23 protein-coding genes, 1 other RNA gene, 2 pseudogenes and 1 riboswitch are annotated in these 23,075 nt (G+C 76.1%); of the genes and pseudogenes, 12 read left to right on the top strand and 14 right to left on the bottom strand.

Annotated features, from left to right (window positions below):
* Positions 1–277: 277 nt before the first annotated feature.
* Positions 278–838 (top strand): annotated as a pseudogene (locus WA616_RS24575) (hypothetical protein); the annotation flags it as partial.
* A gap of 67 nt (positions 839–905) precedes the next feature.
* Positions 906–1,226, top strand: coding sequence for a helix-turn-helix transcriptional regulator (locus WA616_RS23385; protein ID WP_336033632.1), 321 nt, complete (start codon positions 906–908; stop codon positions 1,224–1,226).
* Between the two features lie 4 nt (positions 1,227–1,230).
* Here the strand turns inward: WA616_RS23385 and WA616_RS23380 are convergent, their stop codons facing one another.
* Positions 1,231–1,695 (bottom strand): RidA family protein, encoded by a 465-nt coding sequence (locus WA616_RS23380; protein ID WP_073419381.1) that lies wholly within the window; start codon positions 1,693–1,695, stop codon positions 1,231–1,233.
* Positions 1,696–1,835: 140 nt separating this feature from the next.
* Between WA616_RS23380 and WA616_RS23375 the strand changes: the two genes are divergently transcribed.
* Positions 1,836–3,284: an amino acid permease gene (locus WA616_RS23375; RefSeq protein ID WP_336033630.1), complete on the top strand. Its 1,449-nt coding sequence runs from the start codon at positions 1,836–1,838 to the stop codon at positions 3,282–3,284.
* A gap of 8 nt (positions 3,285–3,292) precedes the next feature.
* Here WA616_RS23375 and WA616_RS23370 read toward each other — a convergent pair whose 3' ends face one another.
* Entirely contained in the window at positions 3,293–3,934 is a 642-nt protein-coding gene (locus tag WA616_RS23370) for a hypothetical protein (protein WP_336033629.1), read from the bottom strand.
* 161 nt (positions 3,935–4,095) lie between these two features.
* Positions 4,096–4,641 (bottom strand): annotated as a pseudogene (locus tag WA616_RS23365) (maleylpyruvate isomerase family mycothiol-dependent enzyme); the annotation flags it as partial.
* An 82-nt stretch (positions 4,642–4,723) separates the two neighbouring features.
* Here WA616_RS23365 and helR point away from each other — a divergent pair.
* From helR to WA616_RS23350, 3 genes are read left to right on the top strand one after another with little or no spacing between them, the layout of a single operon-like run.
* Positions 4,724–6,964, top strand: a complete 2,241-nt coding sequence (gene helR, locus WA616_RS23360) for an RNA polymerase recycling motor ATPase HelR (RefSeq protein ID WP_336033628.1) — start codon at positions 4,724–4,726, stop codon at positions 6,962–6,964.
* Between the two features lie 33 nt (positions 6,965–6,997).
* Positions 6,998–7,219, top strand: a complete 222-nt coding sequence (locus WA616_RS23355; protein WP_083628482.1) for a hypothetical protein — start codon at positions 6,998–7,000, stop codon at positions 7,217–7,219.
* 15 nt (positions 7,220–7,234) lie between these two features.
* On the top strand, positions 7,235–7,729 hold the full coding sequence (locus WA616_RS23350) for a Clp protease N-terminal domain-containing protein (protein WP_336033625.1): 495 nt from the start codon (positions 7,235–7,237) through the stop codon (positions 7,727–7,729).
* Positions 7,730–7,735: 6 nt separating this feature from the next.
* On the opposite strand, the gene WA616_RS23345 is transcribed toward WA616_RS23350, so the two are convergent.
* On the bottom strand, positions 7,736–8,368 hold the full coding sequence (locus WA616_RS23345) for a LysE/ArgO family amino acid transporter (RefSeq protein ID WP_336033623.1): 633 nt from the start codon (positions 8,366–8,368) through the stop codon (positions 7,736–7,738).
* A gap of 72 nt (positions 8,369–8,440) precedes the next feature.
* Between WA616_RS23345 and WA616_RS23340 the strand changes: the two genes are divergently transcribed.
* Both WA616_RS23340 and dapB read left to right on the top strand, forming a co-directional pair.
* The gene (locus tag WA616_RS23340) at positions 8,441–9,325 is read left to right on the top strand and encodes a LysR family transcriptional regulator ArgP (protein WP_336033621.1); all 885 of its coding nucleotides are present in this window, start codon (positions 8,441–8,443) and stop codon (positions 9,323–9,325) included.
* Positions 9,326–9,334: 9 nt separating this feature from the next.
* Complete coding sequence (dapB, locus tag WA616_RS23335; protein WP_336033620.1) at positions 9,335–10,132, top strand: 4-hydroxy-tetrahydrodipicolinate reductase; 798 nt, start codon at positions 9,335–9,337, stop codon at positions 10,130–10,132.
* Here dapB and WA616_RS23330 read toward each other — a convergent pair.
* Positions 10,129–11,226 (bottom strand): sensor histidine kinase, encoded by a 1,098-nt coding sequence (locus WA616_RS23330; protein WP_336033618.1) that lies wholly within the window; start codon positions 11,224–11,226, stop codon positions 10,129–10,131. The two genes, dapB and WA616_RS23330, sit on opposite strands and share 4 nt — an antisense overlap.
* The gene (locus tag WA616_RS23325; RefSeq protein ID WP_336033616.1) at positions 11,223–11,909 is read right to left on the bottom strand and encodes a response regulator transcription factor; all 687 of its coding nucleotides are present in this window, start codon (positions 11,907–11,909) and stop codon (positions 11,223–11,225) included. The genes WA616_RS23330 and WA616_RS23325 overlap by 4 nt, the downstream gene beginning before the upstream one ends.
* An 88-nt stretch (positions 11,910–11,997) precedes the next feature.
* Between WA616_RS23325 and WA616_RS23320 the strand changes: the two genes are divergently transcribed.
* The gene (locus WA616_RS23320; RefSeq protein ID WP_336033614.1) at positions 11,998–12,585 is read left to right on the top strand and encodes a M15 family metallopeptidase; all 588 of its coding nucleotides are present in this window, start codon (positions 11,998–12,000) and stop codon (positions 12,583–12,585) included.
* A gap of 7 nt (positions 12,586–12,592) precedes the next feature.
* Here the strand turns inward: WA616_RS23320 and WA616_RS23315 are convergent, their stop codons facing one another.
* The 4 genes from WA616_RS23315 to WA616_RS23300 all read right to left on the bottom strand — a co-directional run bounded on the left by WA616_RS23315 (position 12,593) and on the right by WA616_RS23300 (position 16,798).
* Positions 12,593–12,919, bottom strand: a complete 327-nt coding sequence (locus tag WA616_RS23315) for a hypothetical protein (RefSeq protein WP_336033613.1) — start codon at positions 12,917–12,919, stop codon at positions 12,593–12,595.
* Positions 12,920–13,570: 651 nt separating this feature from the next.
* Complete coding sequence (locus WA616_RS23310) at positions 13,571–13,810, bottom strand: hypothetical protein (protein WP_336033611.1); 240 nt, start codon at positions 13,808–13,810, stop codon at positions 13,571–13,573.
* Positions 13,811–13,903: 93 nt separating this feature from the next.
* Positions 13,904–14,308, bottom strand: an RNA gene (gene rnpB / locus WA616_RS23305) — RNase P RNA component class A.
* Positions 14,309–14,344: 36 nt separating this feature from the next.
* Entirely contained in the window at positions 14,345–16,798 is a 2,454-nt protein-coding gene (locus tag WA616_RS23300) for a phosphoketolase family protein (RefSeq protein ID WP_336033609.1), read from the bottom strand.
* Between the two features lie 187 nt (positions 16,799–16,985).
* Positions 16,986–17,146, top strand: a riboswitch (cyclic di-AMP (ydaO/yuaA leader).
* A gap of 251 nt (positions 17,147–17,397) precedes the next feature.
* Here WA616_RS23300 and WA616_RS23295 point away from each other — a divergent pair.
* Positions 17,398–18,033, top strand: a complete 636-nt coding sequence (locus tag WA616_RS23295; protein WP_336033607.1) for a hypothetical protein — start codon at positions 17,398–17,400, stop codon at positions 18,031–18,033.
* Positions 18,034–18,064: 31 nt separating this feature from the next.
* On the opposite strand, the gene WA616_RS23290 is transcribed toward WA616_RS23295, so the two are convergent.
* Positions 18,065–18,784: a PIG-L deacetylase family protein gene (locus WA616_RS23290; protein ID WP_336033605.1), complete on the bottom strand. Its 720-nt coding sequence runs from the start codon at positions 18,782–18,784 to the stop codon at positions 18,065–18,067.
* The gene (locus tag WA616_RS23285; protein ID WP_073419359.1) at positions 18,781–19,143 is read right to left on the bottom strand and encodes a DoxX family protein; all 363 of its coding nucleotides are present in this window, start codon (positions 19,141–19,143) and stop codon (positions 18,781–18,783) included. The genes WA616_RS23290 and WA616_RS23285 overlap by 4 nt, the downstream gene beginning before the upstream one ends.
* Before the next feature lie 24 nt (positions 19,144–19,167).
* Between WA616_RS23285 and WA616_RS23280 the strand changes: the two genes are divergently transcribed.
* Both WA616_RS23280 and WA616_RS23275 read left to right on the top strand, forming a co-directional pair.
* Complete coding sequence (locus tag WA616_RS23280) at positions 19,168–19,920, top strand: sulfite exporter TauE/SafE family protein (RefSeq protein WP_336033603.1); 753 nt, start codon at positions 19,168–19,170, stop codon at positions 19,918–19,920.
* Position 19,921: 1 nt separating this feature from the next.
* Positions 19,922–21,157, top strand: coding sequence for an SLC13 family permease (locus WA616_RS23275; RefSeq protein ID WP_336033602.1), 1,236 nt, complete (start codon positions 19,922–19,924; stop codon positions 21,155–21,157).
* A 63-nt stretch (positions 21,158–21,220) separates the two neighbouring features.
* Here the strand turns inward: WA616_RS23275 and nadA are convergent, their stop codons facing one another.
* Positions 21,221–22,252, bottom strand: a complete 1,032-nt coding sequence (nadA, locus tag WA616_RS23270) for a quinolinate synthase NadA (protein ID WP_336033600.1) — start codon at positions 22,250–22,252, stop codon at positions 21,221–21,223.
* A gap of 117 nt (positions 22,253–22,369) precedes the next feature.
* Positions 22,370–22,960 (bottom strand): dihydrofolate reductase family protein, encoded by a 591-nt coding sequence (locus WA616_RS23265; RefSeq protein ID WP_336033598.1) that lies wholly within the window; start codon positions 22,958–22,960, stop codon positions 22,370–22,372.
* Positions 22,961–23,075 lie beyond the last annotated feature (115 nt).

The raw sequence follows: 23,075 nt of genomic DNA, 5'->3' as shown, positions 1-23,075 counted from the left end.
TCCAGTGCTCCCAGCTGCGCGGGGTCACCCAGAAGCCGTGGACGAGGACGATGGTGTCGGGGACGGACGGCTGGGCTGACGGCGGCACGGTCATGGTCGCTCCCTCGCAGGTGGTGGCCGGTGATCGGGAGCCTGGCAGCGGAGCCCCGGGCCGACCGTGCCCTGCCTGCACGACCACGGTCCCTGCCCGCACGTCCGCTGCTTCCCGGCGCGCGGCCGCTCTGCCAGGCTCGTCGCCGTCCACGGGGACCTCCGCAGACCAGCCCAGGACGGCGCCATGCTGCTCTTCGACACCGCCCCGCTGCCCCGCGCCGACCGCGCCGAGGCCTTCCGCGTGGCGATGCAGGAGGCCGCCGCACCCTGCCGCGTCGAGCACCGCGAGGACCCGGGGGCGATGGAGGCCCGGATGCAGGCGTGGCCGTACGGGTCGGTGACGCTGCTGGCCACCGACGCCACGCGGTTCCGGATGGTCCGCACCCGCCGGCACGTGGCCCGCGACGACGGCGCGGTGGTGGCCCTGGCCTTCCAGCACCGCGGCCGCGGCGAGTTCGACCAGCTCGGCCACGAGCAGCACGTGCAGGGCGGGGACCTGATGCTCGTGGACATGTCCTCGCCCTACGGGTTCGGCTGCGCCACCGGCGGCGGCTCGCGGGCGCTGCTGGTCCCGCTGGACCGGCTGGGGCTGCCGGTCGACGTCGTCCGCCGGGCGACGCCGCGGCTGCGCGCGAGCCCGCTGCACGACCTGGTCCGCGACCACCTGCAGCGGCTGGCCGACGCCGCGCCGGAGCTGTCGGCCGACCCGGGCGCCGCGGCCCTGGGGACGGCGACCGTCGAGCTGCTGCGGGCCCTGGTCGTCTCGGCGGCCGGCGACGACCGGCACGGCCCCGAGGTGCGCGGACACGCTGGTGACCCGCGTGCGCGCGCACGTCGCCCGGCACCTCACCGACCCCGCGCTGACGCCGGCCGCGGTCGCCCGCGCCCACGGCGTCTCGGTGCGCCACCTCTACAAGGCGTTCGCGGCGGCCGGCGCGAGCCTGGAGCAGGAGGTGATCGCCGGCCGGCTGGAGGCCGCGCGGTCACGGCTGGCCAGCCCCGCGGGGCGGCACCGGCCGATCGCCGCGACGGCCCGCGCGTGCGGCTTCGCCGACGCCAGCCACTTCGCCCGCCGCTTCCGCGCGGCGTACGGGATGAGCCCGCGGGAGTGGCAGCGGGCCGCCGCCGGCTGAGCCGTCAGGGAGCGACCTGGACGACGGCCTCGATCTCGACGGCGATGTCGAAGGGCAGCTCGGCCATGCCCACCGCCGAACGGGCGCCGCGGCCGCGGTCCCCGAGCACCGCGACCAGCAGGTCCGAGCAGCCGTCGATCACCGCGGGCGTGCGGGTGAAGCCGGGCCGGCAGTTGACCATCCCGAAGAGCTTCACGACCGAGCGGACGCGGTCGAGGTCGCCGAGCTCCGCGCGCATCGCGGCGAGCATCTGCAGGCCGGTGAGGCGGGCCGCCTCCCGCGCCGTGTCGAGATCGAGGCCGCCGTCGCCCACCTTGCCCGCCACGAGGGTGCCGTCGGGTCGGATCGGCCCCATGCCGGAGAGATACAGCAGGTCGCCGGCCGCCTTCGCGGGGAGGTAGTTGCCGGCCGGGGTCATCGGCTCGGGCAGCTCCAGGCCGAGCTCGCGCAGTCGTGCGTCGACGTCCATGCGCCGATGCTGGTCCTGCCACCGGTCCGGCGCGAGCCCCCGCGCGCGGCCCGTGGGCCGGCGCGCCCCTCCGCTTTGCCGATCGGGCGCGGTGGGAGCACCCTCTCCCCCACCACGGGGCCAGCGACGAGGGGACGCCCATGAGCACCCGCGATGCGCATTCGATCTGGCGGCGCATCCCGGTGGAGTCGATGCACGACGAGGAGGAGCGCACCGCCGGCGGCGCGCTCGCCAAGAGCCTGGGCCTGTGGCAGCTGACCGCGATCGGCGTCGGCGGCATCATCGGCGTCGGCATCTTCTCGCTGGCCGGGCTGGTGGCCGCCGGGGACGAGAGCAACGAGGGCGTCGGCCCGGCCGTGCTCATCGCGTTCCTCATCGCCGGCCTGGCGTCGGCGGCCGCGGCGCTGTCCTACGCCGAGTTCGCCGGCATGATCCCGCGGGCCGGGTCCGCCTACACCTACGGCTACGTGGCCCTCGGCGAGGTCATCGGCTGGTTCATCGGCTGGGACCTGCTCCTGGAGTACATCGCGATCGTCGCGGTCGTGGCGATCGGCATCTCCGGCTACCTCGGGGAGCTGCTGGACAACCTCGGGCTCACCCTGCCGACGTCGCTCACCGCGTCGGCGGAGGAGGGCGGCGTCGTCAACGTCCCCGCCGTCCTGATCTGCCTGCTCGTCACGTTCATCCTCAGCCGCGGCACGAAGACCTTCGGCCGCTTCGAGCTGGTGGCCGTCGCCGTCAAGATCCTGCTGATCCTCGGCATCATCGGGCTCGGCGTGTTCTACGTCGAGGCCGGCAACTACGACCCGTTCCTGCCCTCGGGCTTCGGCCCGGTGCTCACCGGCGCGGCCACCGTGTTCTTCGCGGTCTTCGGCTACGACGCCATGAGCACCGCCGCCGAGGAGGCGGAGGACGGCAAGCGGCACATGCCCAAGGCGATCATCCTGTCGCTGGTCATCGCGATGCTGCTCTACGTCGCCGCCACCCTGGTGCTCACCGGGATGCAGGACTACCGCGACATCGACCCGACCGCCGGCTTCGCCTCGGCCTTCGAGGGCGTGGGCCTGCCGGTGATCGCCAGCATCATCTCGGTCTTCGCGGTGCTGTCGATCCTGACGGTGATGCTGACCTTCCTGCTCGGCGTCACCCGCGTCTGGTTCTCCATGAGCCGCGACGGCCTGCTGCCCCCGTGGTTCGCGAAGGTCGACCGGAGCGGCACGCCGCAGCGGGTCACCTGGATCGCCGGCGTCTCGTCGGCCCTGCTGGCCGGCGTCTTCCCCATCCGCGCCGTGGCCGACCTGACGAACATCGGCATCCTGTCGGCGTTCATCGTCGTCTGCGTCGCGGTCATCCTGTTCCGCTACACGCGCCCGGACACGCCACGCTCGTTCCGCCTGCCCCTCATGCCCGTGGTGCCCGCCTTCGGGGTCCTCGCGTCGCTGTTCCTGATCTGGCAGCTGCCGTGGGAGACCTGGGCGCGCTTCGGGGTCTGGCTGCTCATCGGGCTGGTCCTCTACTCCACCTACGGCCGGAAGCACTCGCTGCTCAACCCCGACAGCCCCCACCACCGCCGGCAGGCCGACGTCTGAGCGGACCGTCAGGGACGGACGGCCTGGCTCAGCCGGTAGGACAGGTCCCGCACGGCGCGGAACAGCGCGACCGGCTGCAGGTCGTCGGCGCCGAGCGTCGGCCGGAACCGCAGCTCCTCCGACACCTCCCCGGGCAGCGGGTCGCCGAGGGTGAGCCGGCCCCACCGCGTCCAGCCGCCGGCGAGCGGGGCGGCCAGCAGGTCGTAGCCGTCGCCGGCCTCCCGCGCGCCGAGCAGGACGGTGCGCCCGCTGCCGGTGCGGTACGGCAGCACGGAGGAGAACGTGCGGCCCAGCGGCGCGGGCAGGAACACGTGCCGCAGCCCGGGCGGGCCGCCGGCGGTGTTGACCAGCAGGTCCAGCGGGCCGCCGTCCCGGCCGAGCCCGTCGAGCCGGATCGCCAGGCCGACGACGTCGGGCAGTGGTTCGGGCAGCCCGGCACCGCGCGAGACCCGGACGACGGCGCCGTGCCGGCCCGCACCGTCGAGCAGCCGCGCGCCCCACGCGCCGCCGCCGTCGGTCTCGACCGTCGCGGCCCGCGCGACGCCCCGCGGGTGGAACACCCGGGCGCCGCGCACCGCCGTCCCGAGCGCGAGGGCCGACGACGTGAGGGCGCGGGGGACGGCGAGCGGGTCCAGGGAACGGAGGGGCATGCCGACCGCCTACCCGGGCTTGCGGCCGCCGACCCGCTCCCTCGGCAGCGGGCCCGCAGCACCTCGATGCCGTCGCCGGACAGGTCGCCGACGAAGGCGGCGCGGCCGGCCGTCGCCATGACGAGGGCCAGGGTCGGGCCGCGGACGAGCGGCCCGGCCCCGGCGGCGAACGGCCAGTCGGTGGCCTCCAACCGGAGGCCGGCGGCGCGGCCGCGCGCGTCGGCCGCCCGGTCGCCGCGGGAGGAGTAGGCGGCCACGCGGGTGAGGACGTCGATCGGCGGGGTGCCGGGGAGCCCGAGCGGCCGGCGCACGTCGGCGCCGTGCACGACCACCTCCCCGAGCAGCGCGATCCGCGGCAGCGGCGGGGCGGTGGTGCGCGCGACGACCCGCTCGAAGCGGGCCAGGGTGTCCGCGCCGGAGCAGCCCAGGTGCTCGCGCAGGCGCACCGCCACCTGCCGGTCGCGGTCGACCCGGAGGCGCAGCGCCCCGGCCAGCCGGCGGAACCCGCCGAGGCGCGCGCCGGCGGTCAGGTGGGCGAGCACCTCGCGGACGGTGAGCCCGCCGCACAGCGAGGGCGTGTCCCACCGGTCCTCGTCCAGGCCGCGCAGGTCGGCCGCCAGCGCGCGGCGCTCGGCGTGGATGAGGGGCCAGTGGTCGACCGCGGTCGTCGTCACGCGGAAGGGACCCGGGAGGCGGGCGGAACTCATCGCCGCTCCTCGTCCCACCTCAACGTATAGCGCCTGCCGGGGCTTGCGGCAAGACCCGGGGAGGGGTCGAGGATCCCCGGCCGTGGCTGCACAGACTCCCCTCTCCACCAGCGCGTTCGACCTCCCCGCCCGCCTCGCCGCGAAGGCCGACCCGGCCCTCGTGGCCGCCGACGAGGCGCACTTCGCCGCCATGGCCGACAGCCTCCGGCGGACCGTCGCCGAGCTCTCCGGCCGGCTCGACGCCGAGCGCCGGGCGCCGGGCGGCACCGGCCAGGAGGCGCTCGACCGGGACCTGGAGGTGCACCGGCTCACCGCCCGGCTGCGGACGCTGCGCCGCTTCGGCCTGGACCTGTGCCTGGGGCGGATGGTGCCCGCCGACGGCGGGGCGCCGGTGTACGTCGGCCGGTTGGGGCTGACCGACGGCGCGGGCGGGCGGCTGCTGGTCGACTGGCGCTCCCCCGCCGCCGAGCCGTTCTTCGGCGCCACCCACGCCGACCCGATGGGGCTGGCCAGCCGGCGGCGCTACCGCTGGACCCGCGGCCGGATCACCGACTACTGGGACGAGGTGTTCACCCCCGACGGGCTCGAGGGGCACGCCGCGCTCGACGACCAGTCGGCCTTCGTCGCGAGCCTGGGCACCAGCCGGTCGCCGCGGATGCGCGACGTGCTCGGCACCATCCAGGCCGACCAGGACGCGATCATCCGCGCCGGCTCCCGCGGGGCGCTGGTCGTCGACGGCGGCCCGGGCACCGGCAAGACCGTCGTCGCCCTGCACCGCACCGCCTACCTGCTCTACGCCGACCCGCGGCTCGGGCACCGGCGCGGCGGGGTGCTGTTCGTCGGCCCGAGCCGGCCGTACCTGACCTACGTCGCCGACGTGCTGCCCGGCCTCGGCGAGGAGGGCGTGCGCACCTGCACCCTGCGCGACCTGGTGCCCGAGGGCGCCGCCGCCGTCCCCGAGCCCGACCCGGAGGTGGCCCGGCTCAAGGCCGACGCCCGGATGGTGGCGGCGGTCGAGCCCGCGGTCCGTCTCTACGAGGTGCCGCCGGCCAGCGGCACCGACGTCGTCACGCCGTGGGGCGACGTGCGGCTGGACCCCGCCGACTGGGCGGAGGCGTTCGCGGCGGCCGAGCCGGGGTCGCGGCACAACGACGTCCGGGACCGGGTGTGGGAGGCGCTGCTCGACGTCCTGGTCGACAAGCTGACCGAAGGGGCCGACGAGGACGACGACGGCGATGACGACGGCGACGACGACCAGTTCGACGCCTACGGGCTCGGGCACGCCGACCCGCACGAGCGGTACCGGCGGGCGCTGGCGGGCAACCGCGAGCTGGTCGGCGCGTTCGGGCGGGCCTGGCCGCTGCTCGAGCCGGCCGACCTCGTCGGCGACCTGTGGTCGGTGCCCGCCTACCTGCGCCGCTGCGCGCCCTGGCTGACGCCGGAGGAGGTCTCGCTGCTGCAGCGCCCGGACCCCGCCGCCTGGACGGTCGCGGACCTGCCGCTGCTCGACGCCGCCCGGCAGCGGCTCGGCGACCCGGCCGCGGCCCGGCTCCGCCGCCGCCGGGAGGCCGAGGTGGCCGCCGACCGCGCCCGGATGTCCGACGTCGTCGAGCACCTGGTCGCCACCGACGACTCGGACATGGGCGTGATGTCGATGCTGCGGGGACAGGACCTGCGCGGCGCCCTGGTCGACGACGCCGCGCTGCCCGCCCCCACCCCGGACGCGCTGGCCGGCCCGTTCGCGCACGTCGTCGTCGACGAGGCGCAGGAGCTCACCGACGCCGAGTGGCAGATGCTCCTGCTGCGCTGCCCGTCACGGAGCCTGACCGTGGTGGGCGACCGGGCGCAGGCACGCCACGGGTTCCCGGAGTCGTGGGAGGAGCGGCTGGCGCGGGTCGGCGTCCCCGAGGTGTCGGTGGCCTCGCTGACGGTGAACTACCGGACGCCGGCGGAGGTGATGGCCGAGGCCGAGCCCGTCATCCGGGCGGCGCTGCCGGACGCGAACGTGCCGACGTCGGTCCGCAGCAGCGGCGTCCCCGTCGTGCACGGGCCGGCGTCGGACCTGCCCGCGGTTCTGGACGACTGGCTGGCCACGCACGCCGAGGGCACCGCCTGCGTGATCGGCGCCCCGGGGTTCCGCGGGAGCGAGCGGGTCCGGTCGCTGACGCCGGTGCTGGCGAAGGGGCTGGAGTTCGACCTGGTGGTGCTCGTCGACCCCGAACGCCTGGGCACCGGGGTCGAGGGCGCCGTGGACCGGTACGTGGCGATGACCCGGGCGACGTCGCGGCTCGTCGTCCTGACCTCGCCCATCAACCAGGGTTGACGGACGCCGTCGCATCAACCTAAGTTGATGGCCATGGCCGAGCTGCAGTCCCTGCCGGGTCCCGAGGACCCGGAGGCCGCCCTGGCCGCCGTCGTGGCCCTCCGCCGGCTCGCGGGCCGGCTGGAGTCCGCGGCGGTGGCCGAGGCGATCGGCCAGGGCTGGACGTGGGCCCAGGTCGGCGAGGCGCTGGGGATCAGCGGCCAGGCCGCGCACAAGAAGTTCGCATCCGAGGTCCGCGCCCGGCGCGGCTCCTGACCGAGAGGACAGACCATGGGGCTCCTGACCGCCGTGCGGGACGTGCGCACGATCAAGCAGCTGCTGACGACGGCCGAGGCGGAGGCGCGGGCCGGCGGGGAGGACACGCCGGGCGCGGAGCACCTGCTGCTGGCCGCGACCGCGCTGCCCGACGGGACCGCCGGCCGCGCGCTCGCCCGGGTCGGCGTCGAGCCGCAGCGGCTGCGCGCGGCCGTCGAGGAGGCGCACGCCGGCGCGCTGGCCGCCGTCGGGATCGACGCCGGGCCCGCCCCCGCCGCGCCCGCTCTCCAGGCGGCGCCGGCGGGTGCGTTCCGCTCCACGCCGCAGGCGCAGCAGGTCTTCCAGGACGCCGTCGCGCTGGCGAAGGGGCGCGGCCGGCTGACCGGCGCGCACGTCGTCGCGGCGGCCGCCCGGCTCGAGCACGGCACCGCGGCCCGCGCGCTGGCCGCGCTCGGCGTCGACCGCGACCGGCTGCGCGCGGCCGCGGAGGCCGAGGCCGGCCTCGGCTGAGCCGGGTCAGACCTCGGCGACCCCGCGGACGGCGAGCGAGACGGCGAGGGCGGTCATCACGACGGCGATGACGCCGTCGAGGACCCGCCACGCGGCGGGGCGGGCGAACACCGGACGCAGCAGCCGCGCGCCGAACCCGAGCGCGGTGAACCACACGATGCTGCCCAGCCCCGCCCCGGCCGCGAACGCCCACCGCTGCTCGCCGTAGGTGGAGGCCGTCGACCCGAGCAGGACGACGGTGTCGAGATAGACGTGCGGGTTCAGCCAGGTGAGCGCCAGGCAGGTGCCGACGGTGACCGCGAGGCCGGCGCGGATCCCGCCGGCATCGGGCAGCAGGGTCCCCGGCCGCAGCGCCCGCCGGGCGGCGAGCAGCCCGTAGCCGAGGAGGAAGGCGGCACCGGCGAAGCAGACGACGGGCACCAGCCAGGGCAGCCGGTCCAGCGCCGCGCCGGCCCCGGCGACGCCGGCCAGGATGAGGACGAGGTCGGACAGGGCGCAGACCGCGACGACGGCGGCCACGTGCTCGAGGCGCAGGCCCTGGCGCAGGACGAAGGCGTTCTGCGCGCCGATCGCGACGATCAGGCCCAGCCCGAGCGCGAGTCCGGAGGCGGCGGCGAGCAGGGCGGGCGTCGTGAGCACACGCCCGACGCTAGGAAGTGCCGCGTCGGCGGTCCAGCTAAGGATCCTGATGCACCGTTAGCCTCGCTGTCCGTGGAGCTGGACCTGGCGCAGCTGCGGGCGCTGGACGCGACGGTGCGGGGCGGGACGCTGGAGGCGGCGGCGCGGGCGCTGCACGTGACGCCGTCGGCGGTGAGCCAGCGGCTGCGCGCACTGGAGGTGGCCACCGGCCGGATCCTGCTGGTGCGCAGCAAGCCGGTGCGGGTGACCGAGTCGGGGCAGGCGGTCCTGCGCCTCGCGCGGCAGGTCGACCTGCTCACCGCCGACGTCGCCCGCGAGCTCGGCGACGACCCGGAGACCGCGGCCGTCCCCACGCTGCCGGTGGCCGTCAACGCCGACTCGATGGCCACCTGGGTGCTGCCGGCGCTGGCGCCGCTGGCCGGGGAGGTCTGCTTCGACCTGCACCGCGCCGACCAGGAGCACACCAGCGCCCTGCTGCGCGCCGGCACGGTGATGGCGGCGGTGACGGCGGAGGCCGAGCCGGTGCCCGGCTGCACCTCCACCCGGCTCGGCTCGATGCGCTACCGGCCGATGGCCGCCCCGGCGTTCGCGCGGCGCTGGTTCCCCGGGGGGCTCACCGCCGAGGGCCTGGCGCGGGCGCCGGTCGTCGTCTTCGACCGCGAGGACGAGCTGCAGCACCGGCTGCTGCACGCCTGGGCCGGCAGCGACGCCACTCCCCCGCTGCACTTCGTGCCCGCGTCGGCCGACTTCGTCCGCGCCGTCGCGCTGGGCTTGGGCTGGGGCATGGTGCCCGACCTGCAGGCCCGCGACCTCGACGCGGAGCTGACCGACCTCGACCCGTCCGCCGCCGTCGAGGTCACGCTCTACTGGCAGCAGTGGAAGCTGCGCTCGGCGACGCTCGACCGCGTCCGCGAGACCGTGCTCGCGGCGGCCGCCCGGGAGCTGGACCGGCCCTAGGGTCGGCGCGTGATCCGCGTCTGCTTCGCCGGCGTGACCGGCTGGACCGCACCGCCCGTCCTCGCGGCGATCGACGCCGCGGAGGACCTCGCACTCACCGCCGGGGTCTCCCGCTCCGCGGCGGGCCGGACGCTGTCGGAGGCCACCGCCTCGACCGCCGACGGCCCCGTCTCCGCCACCGTCGCCGATGCGCTCGCCTCCGCCGAGGTCGACGTCCTGGTCGACTACACCAGCGCGGCCGCGGTGCGCGGTCACGTGGAGACCGCCGTCGCGGCCGGGGTGCACGTCGTCGTCGGCTCGAGCGGCCTGACCGCCGCGGACTACGCCGACCTCGACCGGCTCGCCCGCGACCGCGGCGTGGGGGTGATCGCCGCCGGCAACTTCTCGCTCCAGGCCGCCGTCCTCCAGCAGGCCGCGAAGCTTGCCGCGGCGCAGCTCGACCGCTGGGAGATCGTCGACTACGCGAGCGCCGGCAAGCCCGACGTGCCGAGCGGCACGGCCCGCGAGCTCGCCGAGGTGGTGGGCGCGGTCCGCAGGCCGCTCGGCGCGGTGCCGCTGGAGGACCTGCACGGCCCGGTCGAGGCGCGCGGCGCGGACGTGGCCGGGAGCCGGGTGCACTCGGTCCGGCTGCCGAGCTTCGTCGTCAGCACCGAGATCGTCTTCGGCGGCACGGGCGAGCGGCTGGTCATGCGGCACGACACCGGGGAGTCGCCGGACCCCTACGTCGCCGGCACCCTGCTCGCCGTCCGCCGGGTGGCCGAGCAGCCCGGCGTGCGCCGCGGGCTCGACACGCTGCTGTTCGGCTAATCCGCGGCGGGCAGCCGCACCGTGACGCGGAGGCCCCCGCCGGCGCGCGGCGTCAGGGTGAGCGCGCCGTCGTGCGCCGCGGTCACCCGCTCGACGATCGCCAGACCCAGGCCCACGCCGGCGTGCCCGGTGCGGACGCGCCGGCCGCCGCGCTGGAACGGCTCGGTCAGGGTGGCGCCCAGCTCGGGCGCGAGCTCCTCGCCGGTGTTCTCGACGGTGAGCACCACGGCGCCGGGGCGCGCCGTCGTGGAGATCCACACGCAGCCGCCGGGCACGTTGTGCACCACCGCGTTCTGGACGAGGTTCGCCGTCAGCTGCAGCAGCAGCGCGGGCGAGCCGCAGGCGGAGGCGACCTCGCCGGCGGTGTGCACCTGGACGCCGAGTGACTCCGCCAGGGGCAGCAGCGTCTCGGCGGCCTCCTCGACGAGCAGGGACAGGTCGACCCGCTCGCGGTCGGGCGGGCGGTGGTCGGCGCGGCTGAGCAGCAGCAGCGCCTCGGTGAGCTCGATGGCCCGGGTGTTCACCTCGTGCAGCCGCTCGACGAGGACGTCCGGGTCGCGGCCGGGGTCCTGCCGGGCGACGTCGAGGAGGGTCTGCGTGATCGCCAGCGGGGTGCGCAGCTCGTGGGAGGCGTTGGCGGCGAACCGGCGCTGCTCGGCGACGTGTGCCTCGAGCCGGGCCAGCATGCCGTCGAAGGCATCGGCGAGCTCGCGGAACTCGTCGCTGCGCCCGGGCAGGGCGATCCGGTGCGACAGCGAGCCGGTCGCCGCGGTGCGGGTGGCCTCGGTGATCCGGGTGAGCGGCGCGAGCACCCGGCCGGCGAGGAACCAGCCGCCCGCGAGGCCGACGAGCAGCAGGAACGCGAGGGCGGCGGCGGCCCGCGGGACGAAGGCTCGCTCGAGGTCAGAGCGGTTGGGGACGAACAGCCCGGGGCCTCGTCCGGGGCCGCCGCCGGTGACCAGGACGGCGTCGGGCACGTACCGGAGCAGGAAGACCCAGACGACCGCCAGCAGCAGGGCGCCGGTGAGGACGACGACGCCGGCGTAGCTGAGGGTGAGGCGCAGGCGGACGCTCGGGCCGGGCGCCCGGGTCACCGGCCGCCTCCGAGGGCGCTCGTCGGGGCCTCGATCCGGTAGCCGACGCCGGGCACGGTGGCGATCAGCCACGGCTCGCCGAGGCGCCGGCGCAGCGCGGAGATGGTGATGCGGACGGCGTTGGTGAAGGGGTCGGCGTTCTCGTCCCAGGCGCGCTCGAGCAGCTCCTCGGCGCTGACCACCCCGCCCTCCGCGGCGACGAGCACCTCGAGGACGGCGAACTGTTTGCGGGTCAGCGCGACGTAGCGGCCGTCGCGGAACACCTCGCGGCGGAACGGGTCCACCCGTAGTCCGGCGATCTCCCGCACCGGCGGGCGGTGGTGGGCGCGGCGGCGGTCGAGCGCGCGGAGCCGGAGCACGAGCTCGCGCAGCGCGAAGGGCTTGGTGAGGTAGTCGTCGGCGCCGAGCTCGAAGCCGGAGGCCTTGTCGTCGAGCCGGTCGGCCGCGGTGAGCATGAGGATCGGCAGGCCGCTGCCCGAGGCGACGATGCCCCGCGCGATCTCGTCGCCGGAGGGGCCCGGCACGTCGCGGTCGAGCACGGCGACGTCGTAGGTGTTGACGGCGAGTAGCTCCAGGGCAGCGTGCCCGTCGCCGGCGACGTCGGCCGCGATCGCCTCCAGGCCCAGCCCGTCGCGGATGGCGCCGGCCAGCACGGGCTCGTCCTCGACGATCAGCACGCGCATGCGGCGAGGGTAGGGAGCGGGGGCGTATCGCCGGCGTATGCACGGCGGCATACGCCCCGGCAACACGCCCACGCCTTGGCTGCCGGGCATGCCCGCTCCCCTGCTCCGCCGCGCCCGGCCGCTGGCCGCCGCCGTCCTGGTCCTGGCCGCCGGCTGCGAGGTCGCCGGTCCCGCCCCGTCCCTCCGGCACGGCGGGAGCCCGCCCGCTCCGCCGGGAGGCGTCACCGTCGACGACGGCGTGCTCCCCGACGGCGCCGGCGTCTTCGACGACCGGTACCCGGCGGTGTCCCGGCTCGACGCCGAGCTGCTCACAGCCCTCCGCGCGGCGGCGTCAGCGGCATCCCGCGACGGGGTGGAGTTCGTCGTCACCAGCGGGTGGCGGTCGCCGGAGTACCAGGAGCAGCTGCTGCGGGAGGCGGTCGACGAGTACGGCTCCCTGGAGGAGGCGGCCCGCTGGGTGGCGACGGCGGAGACGTCGGCGCACGTGACGGGAGACGCGGTCGACGTCGGGCCCACCGACGCCATGTCGTGGCTGTCGCAGCACGGCGCGGACTTCGGGCTGTGCCAGGTCTACGGCAACGAGCCGTGGCACCACGAGCTCCGCCCGGCGGCCGTCGAGGACGGGTGCCCGGCGCCGTACGCGGACCCCACGGAGGACCCCCGCATGCAGCCGTGAGCAGCGGCTAGAAGCTGCCGACCGCCAGCGCGGTCGTCGCGGCGAAGACGACCAGGGCCAGCGGCCCGACGGCCAGCGCGGCGGCTCGCGCCCATCCCGGCCGGCGGCGCCTCGCGGCGACGACCAGCACCAGCCCGACGACGAGCAGGACACCCTGCAGCACCCACCCCGCGGTCAGCCACGTCTGGGCCGTGGTGCAGGGCCGGCAGCCGGTCACCGTGCAGCTGTGGGTGTTCGTGCAGTTCGTCATGACGCCGAAGGAGGCGCCGAAGCTGCCGAGCGTGGCGAGGAACAGGGCCACGGCGAGCGAGCCGACGCGCAGCAGGCGCTCCACTAGGCCGGGATGACGGGCTGGGCGAGGAGCACGCGGTCGAGCATCGCAGCCGGACGGCCCTCCGGACATCGACCGTCGGGCGTACACGGCCGGACGTCGTCCCGGGGCTGCTCTTCCCATCCGCCAGTGTGACGGGGTCTTCGCCACCTGGCACCGGGCCGAGGACATCGCCTTCGACGTCGACCTGGAGGCCGGCCCGGTCGACCCCTCAGGCTCTCCTCCGCCCCCTCCTCCGCCTCCTCCTCCGCCCGGCCGGGAGGGCCGACGGGCAGCCGCCGAGCAGGCCCAGCCGCTGGCCGACCGCCTCCGCGAGCTGGCCGGCCGCGAGCTCCGAGGCCGGCGGGCTCCGGTCCGCCCGTCGGCCGACCACGGACGGGTAGCGTCAGCGCGGAACGAGGAGGCTCCATCGCCACAGACCGTGGACGCGACGCCGACGCCGATCCCGACTCCCCCGCGCGGGGCGGGGAGACGACGGACAGAGAACCGGCCGCCCGGCTCACCGACGCCCAGATCCCGTCACGCCAGGCCGTCGAGTGCCCCGAGTGCGGCGCCCCTACGTCGGCGCGGGCGCTGTCCTCATGGGGGAACTGCCGCGCGTGCCGCACGGCCCAGTCCCGCCTGACCGACCCGCTCCGCTGGTGACCGGCGTCGTCACCCGTGGATCCCGGGCGCCCCGACCTCACGCAGGTCGGTGACCGCCAGGACCCGGCCGGTCGGGTACAGCTCAATCTCTGCGTCCTCGGTCGCCGCCGCCATCGCCGTCAGCCAGCCGGCGGGCCCGAACCGGACAATTCGGCGCACCAGCTCCAGCTGACGGGACGGATCCGCCGGGTCCTGGACCACGACGCGGGCCTGGTAGAGGTGCCGGTCGTTGACGGTGGTGATGTCCATCGGCCGAGCCTCCTCCGCGGCGTGCCTGCGTGACACCTGCGGCGGATGAGGGGACCCCGCCGGACCTGAAAGCGCAGGTCAGGCGGGAGGCGACGGACGAGTCGGCCTGTACGCCGGGTTCTGTCCTCGGGCGCCTCGCGGCCTCCCGATGGGCGGTCATCCATCTAGGCCCGCCGTTGCCGGCGGGCTCGAGCGGTCCACCCGCAGGCATCGGGCGGGCAGCCCTCGAACGCCTGCGCAGGACGACGGTCGCCCGCCGTCCCTTCTCGACCTTGCTCCGGGTGGGGTTTACCGAGCCGCACCGGTCACCCGGTGCGCTGGTGGTCTCTTACACCACCGTTTCACCCTGACCAGCAGCGAACTGCTGGCGGTCTGTTCTCTGTGGCACTGTCCCGCGGGTCACCCCGGGTCGCCGTTAACGACCACCCTGCCCTGTGGAGCCCGGACGTTCCTCGGCGACGGGGTCTCCCCCGCCGACGCGACCGCCCGGCCGACTCGTCCGTCGTGCCGGCCAGTCTACGGGTCGCCGTCCGGTCAGTTCTCCGGCTCGTGCAGCGGCTCGTTGCCCCCGCCGACGACGACCGGCCCGGCACCCGAGCCCCACTGCCAGCCCGCCACCTCCGGCAGGTCCTCCCCGTGGGTGCGGATGTACCGCTTGTGCTCGATCAACCGGTCCCGCAGCCGGTCGCGCAGGTGGGCGCCGCGGGAGCGCAGCCGCGGCACCCGGTCGATGACGTCGATCGCCAGGTCGTAGCGGTCGATGCCGTTGACGACGCACATGTCGAACGGCGTCGTCGTCGTGCCCTCCTCCACGTAGCCGCGCACGTGGATGTTGCCGTGGTTGGTCCGGCGGTAGGTCAGCCGGTGGATCAGCCACGGGTAGCCGTGGTACGCGAACACGACCGGCCTGTCGGTGGTGAAGTACGCGTCGAACTCGGCGTCCGAGAGCCCGTGCGGGTGCTCGCGGTTGTCCTGCAGCCGCATGAGGTCGACGACGTTGACCACCCGCACCCGCAGGTCCGGGAAGGCCGAGGTGAGGATCTCCGCGGCCGCGAGCGTCTCCATCGTCGGCACGTCGCCGGCGCAGCCGAGGACGACGTCGGGTTCGGCGCCGGCGTCGGTGCTCGCCCACTGCCAGATGCCGATGCCCTTGGTGCAGTGCTCGACGGCGGCGTCCATGTCGAGGTACTGCAGCGCCGGCTGCTTGCCCGCGACGATCACGTTGACGTACTGCCGGGTGCGCAGGCAGTGGTCGGCGACCGACAGCAGCGTGTTCGCGTCCGGCGGCAGGTACACCCGGATGACGTCGGCCTTCTTGTTGACGACGTGGTCGATGAAGCCCGGGTCCTGGTGCGAGAAGCCGTTGTGGTCCTGCCGCCACACGTGCGAGGTGAGCAGGTAGTTCAGCGACGCGACCGGCCGCCGCCACGGGATGTCGTTGGTGGTCTTCAGCCACTTGGCGTGCTGGTTGACCATCGAGTCGACGACGTGGATGAACGCCTCGTAGCAGGAGAAGAGCCCGTGCCGGCCGGTCAGGAGGTAGCCCTCCAGCCAGCCCTGGCACAGGTGCTCGGAGAGCACCTCCATGACCCGGCCGTCGGGCGCCAGGTGGTCGTCCTCGGGCTCGCGCCGCGCCATCCAGGTGCGGTCGGTGGCCTCGAGCACCGCGCCGAGGCGGTTGGAGTTGTTCTCGTCGGGCGCGAAGACGCGGAAGGTCTGCGGGTTGCCGCGCATGACGTCGCGCAGGAACTCCCCGAGCACCCGGGTGGCCTCCACCGCGCCGGTACCGGGCTCGGGCACGGGGACGGCGTAGTCGGCGAACGCGGGCATCCGCAGCGGCTGCAGCAGCAGCCCGCCGTTGGCGTGCGGGTTGGCGCTCATCCGGCGCGGGCCCTCCGGGTGGAGGTCGCGCACGGCCGGGACGGGGGCGCCGGCGTCGTCGAAGAGCTCCTCGGGGCGGTAGCTGCGCAGCCACTCCTCGAGCACCCGCCGGTGGCCGTCGTCCTCGCGCGCGTTGGCGAAGGGCACCTGGTGCGAGCGCCACGAACCCTCGACGCGGTGCCCGTCGACCTCCGCCGGCCCGGTCCACCCCTTGGGCGAGCGCAGCACGATCATCGGCCAGCGCGGCCGCTCGGTGGCGCCGCCCTCCCGTGCCCGCCGCTGGATGTCGGCGATCTCGTCGAGGCAGCGGTCGAGCGTCGCGGCGAACTGCTGGTGCATGAGCGCCGGGTCGTCGCCCTCGACGACGTACGGCGTGTGCCCGTAGCCGCGCAGCAGGGCGTCGAGCTCGTCGGGCTCGATGCGGGCCAGCACGGTCGGGTTGGCGATCTTGTAGCCGTTGAGGTGCAGGATCGGCAGCACCGCGCCGTCGCGGGCCGGGTCGACGAACTTCGTGGCGTGCCAGCTCGCGGCCAGCGGCCCGGTCTCGGCCTCGCCGTCGCCCACGACGGCGGCGACGACGAGGTCCGGGTTGTCGAAGGCGGCGCCGTAGGCGTGCACCAGGGCGTAGCCGAGCTCGCCGCCCTCGTGGATCGAGCCGGGGGTCTCGGGCGCGACGTGGCTCGGGATCCCGCCGGGGAAGCTGAACTGGGTGAACAGCCGCTTCATCCCCGGCTCGTCCTGCGACACGTCGGGGTAGACCTCGCTGTAGGTGCCCTCCAGCCAGGCCGACGCGACCGGGCCGGGGCCGCCGTGGCCGGGCCCCATCACGTACATGCAGTCGAGGTCGCGCGCGGCGATCGCCCGGTTGAGGTGCGCGTAGACGAAGTTCAGCCCCGGCGTCGTGCCCCAGTGGCCCAGCAGCCGCGGCTTGACGTGCTCCGGGCGCAGCGGCTCGCGCAGCAGCGGGTTGTCCATGAGGTAGATCTGGCCGACCGACAGGTAGTTGGCCGCCCGCCACCAGGCGTGGATGCGGGTCAGCTCCTCCTGGGTCAGCGGCCCGACGCCGTCGGTCGCGGCGATCTCCTCGCGCGTGCTGGCCTCGGTCACCGTCGTCCTCCCGGGGGTGGTCGCGCTCGACGCCCCCACCCTGGCGGACCCGGCCCCGCCCCGCAGGTCGGTGCGACGGCCGGCCGCCCGCCCCACCGGAACTCCCCGGTCCCCGTTGCCGGGCCCCGCGGGCCTCCCTACGGTCGACCCGTCCGGACGGCCCTTCGCGCCCCAGCCGGGGTGATCCGCCCGGACGCCGCCGAGTCGCGGACCACGCCTGTGGCCGCGAGCCGGGGACCCACCGCGTCACCGGGGTGAGTCCCACCGCCCGGTCCTCCGGGAGGTGGGTAGGGCGACATCCCCGCCCGAACCCGTCAGCTGACCCGGTAGGCGGCCACGGGAGAAACGGAGAGCCGCGACACGGGGAGCGCCGTCGGCGCCTGCCCCGACGCGCCCCGCCCCCAGACACCTCGCCGCGGCCCGCGCACCCGCGCCGGCCGCCGCGCCTCCGGGATCCGGACCCGACCGGCCTCCGCACACGCCCCGCCCGGGCTGCCGCGTGCCGTCCCGGACCCCGTGCCCTCCCCTGCCCCGCGCCGGGTGCCTGCCGAGCAGACGGCGGGACCGCGCGGGGCCACACGACAGGAGCTCTCCTCGTCATGCGCAGACACGCCCTCCGCCGCACGCTCACCGTCGGCACCGCCACCGTCGCCCTCTGCCTGGCCGGTCAGTCGGCCGCCTCCGCCGACCGTCCCTGGGACGGCGACCGGCACGACCGGGGCGGCTGGTCCGAGCACTGGTCCGGCCGCGGCGACGCCGCCGCGGCACCCGCCCCCGCCGCCGAACCAGCAGCGGCACCGGCGGCGGCTCCCGCACCGGCGGCGGCTCCCGCAGCCGCGCCCGCCGCCGCGGCGGCCACCGCCGTCGTCGCCGTCGCCACGGACCTGACCGGGGCACCGACCCCGACGTCGACCGCCTACAGCGCCTGGGCGCCGCACGTGCGGCCGGCCGTCGCGGAGGTCACGCAGGCCTTCGCGGTGTCCACGGTCCTCACCCGGCCCGGGCACTCCCCGACGCAGCAGCTGGCCGCCGACTTCATGGTGTACGCCGACGCGGCGAAGGGGGACGCGGTCGCCCAGTTCGTCATCGACAACGCGACGCGGCTGCGCGTCGAGTACGTCATCTGGCAGCAGCGGATCTGGCTGGTCGGCGGGTCCGGCTGGCAGGCCATGGCCGACCGCGGCTCGCCGACGGCCAACCACAGGGACCACGTCCACGTGAGCTTCCTGCCGTGACGCCCGCCTGAGAGGTGGACGGCCGGCGCGCTCAGCCGGCGTAGAGCGCGAAGCCGGTCCTGCGCCGGCCGTCCACCTCCGGCGTCGCCATCTCGACCTGTCGCCGTGCCTGCTCCTCGACCGGGTCGTCCGACAGCGCCTCGAGGTAGCGGCGGTGCTCGGCGAGCGAGGCCACCGCCCGGTCGACGACGCCGGTGACGTCGACGGTGTGCGTCGCCCCGACCGGCGTGGCGACGGCGATCCAGCGCACGCCCCGCCACGGCTCCTGCCCGGCGAGCTCGGGGAAGATCCACTCGTTGGCGGCGTCGCCCACCGCGTCGACCACGGAGCGGCCGAGCGCCCGGTGGTCGGCGCTGTTCCAGTACGCCGGGGCCACGCCCGGCGGCGTCCACGTCTCGCCGAAGTGCATCGTCACCACCAGCTCCGGCCGGTGCCGGCGCATCGCCGCGGCCAGCGACCGGCGCAGCTCCAGCCCCTCGACGACCCGGCCGTCGGGGAACCCGAGGAACTCGACCTCCGAGACGCCGACCACCGCCGCCGACGCCCGCTGCTCCCGCTCGCGCAGCGGCCCCGCCTCCCCCGGCGGCAGCCCGGCGATGCCGGCCTCCCCGCGGGTGGCCAGCAGGTACCGGACGTCGCGCCCGGCGTCGGTCCACGCGGCGACGGCGGCCGCGCACCCGTACTCGACGTCGTCGGGGTGGGCGACCACGACCAGCGCCCGCGTCCAGTCGCCGGGAAACGGCTCGGTCACGCCCGGCCCCGGGCCACCCGCAGCGCCGCGCCGATCATCGGCGCCTGCAGCGGCAGCCGCAGCACCCCGGCGGCCAGCAGCGCCGGCCTCCCCCGCGCGATGCGGAGGTGGTGCAGGTGCGCCGGCACGAACGACGCCAGCAGCCCGGCCGCGGCCCAGCCTCCGGCCCGGCGGGTGGGCGGCGCGGCCAGCAGCGCGGCGGTGGCCACCTCGGCCACCCCGCTGCCGAGCACCCAGGAGCGGGCGTCGCCGAGCTCCGGGGGCACCAGCCACTCGTAGGTCCGCGGCCGCACCAGGTGCAGCACGCCGGATCCGCCGAGGGCGGCGGCCAGCCAGGTCGCCGGGGCGGGGAGGCGCATGGCGCCACCGTAGGCTCCCGCCCCGTGTCCGCCGCCGACCTGGTCATCGCCGCGGCGGTCTCCCTGCTCGCCGGCGTCATCAACTCGATCGCCGGCGGCGGGTCGCTGATCCTCTTCCCCACCCTGGTCGCGCTCGGCCTGCCCACCGTGGCGGCCAACGTGACCAACTCGGTGTCGCAGTGGCCCGGCTACCTCGGCGGGATGCTCGGCTTCCGCCGCGAGTACGCCGGCCAGCGCGGGCGGCTGGTGCGCCTCGGCGTCGTCGCGGTGCTCGGCGGCACGGCCGGCAGCGTGCTGCTGCTGACCACGCCGAGCGAGGCCTTCGACGTCGTCGTGCCGGTGCTCGTGCTGCTCGCCAGCCTGCTGCTGGCGGTGCAGCCGCTGCTGACCCGCCGGCTGCGCGACCGCGACGACGGCGCCGTGCGCGACCCGTGGTGGCTCTACGTCGCGCTGTTCCTCGCCACCGTCTACGGCGGCTACTTCGGCGGGGCGCTCGGCGTGATCCTGGTCGGGGTCCTCGGGACGGCGCTGCACCGGCTGGCGCTGGCCAACGCGCTCAAGTCGGCGCTGTCGGCGGTGACGGCGACGGTCACCCTCGTCGTCTTCGGGCTGTTCGGGCCGATCGCCTGGGAGGTGGTCGCGGTCGCCGCGCCGGCCAGCCTGGTCGGCGGGTTCGCCGGCGCGCGGATCGCCACCCGCATCCCCGCGACGCCGCTGCGGGTGCTCATCGTGGCCTTCGGCGTCGCGGTCTCGGTCTACCTGTTCACCCGCATCTGAGGTGACCGACCCGGTCGCGCTCGGCACCGCCGGCGTCGTGCTGGCCGCCACCCTCGCGGCGGCCACGGCCGGCACCCGCCGCGTGCCCCCGGCGGCGGTCGCCGTGGGGGGCGCGGTCTACCTGATGGCGGTCGGCGCGGTCGGGTTCGCCGCGGCCGAGACGGCGGTGCGCGGGGCGCTGCCCACCGTGGCCTTCCTCGTCGTCGTCCTGGTGCTCGCCGACCTCGCCGACCGGGAGGGCGTGTTCACCTGGGCGGCCGCGGCGACGGCCCGGCGGGCGGGGCGCTCGGCCGGCGCGCTGCTCGGCCGGGTCGTGCTGCTCGCCGCCGGGGTGACGGCGCTGCTCAGCCTGGACGCCACGGTCGTCCTGCTCACCCCGGTCGTGCTGGCCACCGCGGCCCGGATGGGGCTGCCGGCGCGCCCGCACGCCGTCGCCACCGGGCACCTCGCCAACTCCGCGTCGCTGCTGCTGCCGGTGTCGAACCTGACCAACCTGCTGGCGTTCTCCGCGAGCGGGCTGTCGTTCCTCGCCTTCGCCGGGCTGATGGCCGGCCCCTGGGTGGCCGCGGTCGCCGTCGAGTACCTGATGCTGCGGCGGCTGTTCCGCGCCGATCTCGCGGTGCCCGTCGCCGCGCCCGTGGCCGAGGTGCCGCCGGCGCCGCGGGCCGCCCTGACGGTGGTCGGGCTGACCGCCCTCGGCTCCGGCGCCGCCTCGCTCGCGGGCCTGCCGCCGGTGTGGCCGGCCGTGGCCGGCGTCGCCGTGCTCGCCGTCCGGCTGGCGCGGGCCGGGCGGCTGCGGGCGGCCGACGTCGCGGCCGCCGCCGACCTGCCGTTCGCGCTGTTCGTCTGCGGGCTCGCGGTGGTCGTACAGGCCGTCCTGGGCGCCGGGCTCGAGCAGGGGCTGGCCCGGTTGCTGCCCGACGGCGAGGGCCTGGCCGAGCTGCTGGCGGTCGCCGTCGTCGCCGCGGTGCTGGCCAACGTCGTCAACAACCTGCCGGCCATGCTCGCGCTGCTGCCGGTGGCCGCGGCCGTGGGCCCGGGCGCCGTGCTCGCCGTCCTGGTCGGCGTGAACGTCGGGCCGAACCTCACCTACGCCGGGTCGCTGGCCAACCTGCTGTGGCGCCGGGCCCTCGGCGCGGAGGCGCCGTCGGCGGCGCGGTTCGGCGCGCTCGGCCTGGCGACGGTGCCGCTGACACTGCTCGCGGCCACCGTCGCCCTCTGGCTCGTGGTGAGGTGATGGAACGGCCGCCCTTCAGGGTCCCGCGCCGAGCTTGCGAGGCGTGGGGGGAAGGGTGGTCCTTCATTCCCCGCCGCGGCCGGGCTCGCCGATGGCGACCATCGCCTCGACGGCACGGCGGGCGCGGGCGGCGGTCCCCGGGTCGACGTCGATCGCGCCCTCGCCGGTGCGCAGCGTGTGCAGCAGCTTGGCCGGAGTGATCATCTTCATGTAGCGGCAGGCGGCGCGCTCGTTCATCGGGATGAACGCCGTCCCGCTGTTGAGCGCCCGCAGCTGGTGCAGGATGCCGACCTCGGTGGCCACCAGCACCTGGCCCGACGACGTCCGGGCCGCGGCCTCGACCATGCCGCCGGTGGACAGCACGCGGGTGCGGTCGGCGGGCAGGTCGCCGTGGCTGACCAGGTCGAGCACCGAGGTGGTGCAGCCGCACTCGGGGTGCACGAGGATCTCCGCGTCCGGGTGCGCGGCGATCTGCGCGCGCACGTCGGCCGGGCTGATGCCCGCGTGCACGTGGCACTCCCCCGCCCAGACGTGGATGTTCTCGCGTCCGGTGACGCGCTTGACGTGCGCGCCGAGGAACTGGTCGGGGCAGAAGAGGATCTCGCGGTCCTCGGGGATCGACCGGATGACGTCGGCGGCGTTCGACGACGTGCAGCAGATGTCGGTCTCGGCCTTCACCGCGGCGGTGGTGTTGACGTAGCTGACCACGACGGCGCCCGGGTGCTCGGCCTTCCACTCCCGCAGCTGCTCGGCGGTGATCGAGTCGGCCAGCGAGCAGCCGGCCGCGTGGTCGGGCAGCAGCACCGTCTTGTCCGGCGAGAGGATCTTGGCGGTCTCGGCCATGAAGTGGACGCCGCAGAAGACGATCTCGCGGGCGTCGGTCTGCGCCGCAACCCGCGACAGGTAGAGCGAGTCGCCGGTGAAGTGGGCGACGTCCTGGATCTCGGGCACCTGGTAGTTGTGCGCGAGCACCACCGCGCCGCGCTCGTCGGCCAGCCGGCGGACCTCGGCCGCCCAGGTCTCGTACTCGGCGGGCGACAGGGTGCGCTCGTCGCCGGCGACGGCGGGGGTGGCGGGCGCGATGGTCGCGGTCACGGGGCTCCTCGGAGATGCGGGGGGCTCATCGTCCCCGTCCCGCCGTCGGAGGCCGGACCGGGGTGCGCCGGGTACAACGCCGGCCGCCCCGGCCCGCTTCCCGCCTCGAGCCGCAGCTCACCGCCGGACGTCGTACGCCAGGAACGTCACCCGGCTGCCCTGCACCACCCGCGGGTCCTCGAACGCGATCTCCGGCGGGCCGCCCACGCCGAAGAAGGGCCGGCCCGAGCCGAGCACCACCGGCACCTGCGCCAGCACCACCCGGTCGACCAGGCCCGCCCGCAGCGCCTGCCCGCCGACGTCGCCGGCGCTCACCGTGACGTCCCGGTCGCCCGCGAGATCCCGGGCGCGCTCCACCGCCGCCGGCACGTCGGGCGCGAAGGTGAAGGGCGCGGTGCCCCGGTGCGGCCAGTCGTCGGCCGGCCGGTGGGTCACGACGACGACGTGCTCGCCGTTCGGCGGGACGCCGCCCCAGCCGTCGGTGAGGTCGAACAGCCGGCGGCCGCAGACCATGACGCCCACCCGGCCGGCGAACTCGCGCAGGAGCCCCGCCGTCGGGGCGGTCACCCGGAACGGCCGGGCGGGATCGCTGAAGGTCAGCTCCACGTCCCCGTTGCCGTACCAGTCGAACAGCGGCCCCGGCATGTCGTCGTCGCGGCCGACGAACCCGTCCAGCGAGACCGCCGCGAACAGCACCACCGCGCCCATGGCGCACCTCCTGCGTCCCGGCTCCCCGGCGGAGCCGATGAGGGTCAGACCGCGCCGCCGTCCTCAACTCATCGGTTGAACAGGCGAGGTGAGGCCGGACACACCGTCCCCGGAC

Origin of the sequence: Geodermatophilus sp. FMUSA9-8, from assembly GCF_037034165.1 — a bacterium.
GTDB classification, from domain to species: Bacteria; Actinomycetota; Actinomycetes; order Mycobacteriales; family Geodermatophilaceae; genus Geodermatophilus; species Geodermatophilus nigrescens.
Note: the sequence above shows the minus strand (reverse complement) of the source record. Positions and strands in the feature narration are given on the sequence as shown.

Excerpts from the sequence above, each read along its gene's own strand:
- WA616_RS23320 (WP_336033614.1), top strand. The coding sequence starts at position 11,998 with ATGCCCGCTCCCCTGCTCCGCCGCGCCCGGCCGCTGGCCGCCGCCGTC.
- WA616_RS23350 (WP_336033625.1), top strand. The coding sequence starts at position 7,235 with ATGGGGCTCCTGACCGCCGTGCGGGACGTGCGCACGATCAAGCAGCTG.
- WA616_RS23265 (WP_336033598.1), bottom strand. The coding sequence starts at position 22,960 with ATGGGCGCGGTGGTGCTGTTCGCGGCGGTCTCGCTGGACGGGTTCGTC.
- WA616_RS23375 (WP_336033630.1), top strand. The coding sequence starts at position 1,836 with ATGAGCACCCGCGATGCGCATTCGATCTGGCGGCGCATCCCGGTGGAG.
- WA616_RS23380 (WP_073419381.1), bottom strand. The coding sequence starts at position 1,695 with ATGGACGTCGACGCACGACTGCGCGAGCTCGGCCTGGAGCTGCCCGAG.
- WA616_RS23325 (WP_336033616.1), bottom strand. The coding sequence starts at position 11,909 with ATGCGCGTGCTGATCGTCGAGGACGAGCCCGTGCTGGCCGGCGCCATC.
- WA616_RS23310 (WP_336033611.1), bottom strand. The coding sequence starts at position 13,810 with ATGGACATCACCACCGTCAACGACCGGCACCTCTACCAGGCCCGCGTC.
- WA616_RS23295 (WP_336033607.1), top strand. The coding sequence starts at position 17,398 with ATGCGCAGACACGCCCTCCGCCGCACGCTCACCGTCGGCACCGCCACC.
- WA616_RS23370 (WP_336033629.1), bottom strand. The coding sequence starts at position 3,934 with ATGCCCCTCCGTTCCCTGGACCCGCTCGCCGTCCCCCGCGCCCTCACG.
- WA616_RS23355 (WP_083628482.1), top strand. The coding sequence starts at position 6,998 with ATGGCCGAGCTGCAGTCCCTGCCGGGTCCCGAGGACCCGGAGGCCGCC.
- WA616_RS23285 (WP_073419359.1), bottom strand. The coding sequence starts at position 19,143 with ATGCGCCTCCCCGCCCCGGCGACCTGGCTGGCCGCCGCCCTCGGCGGA.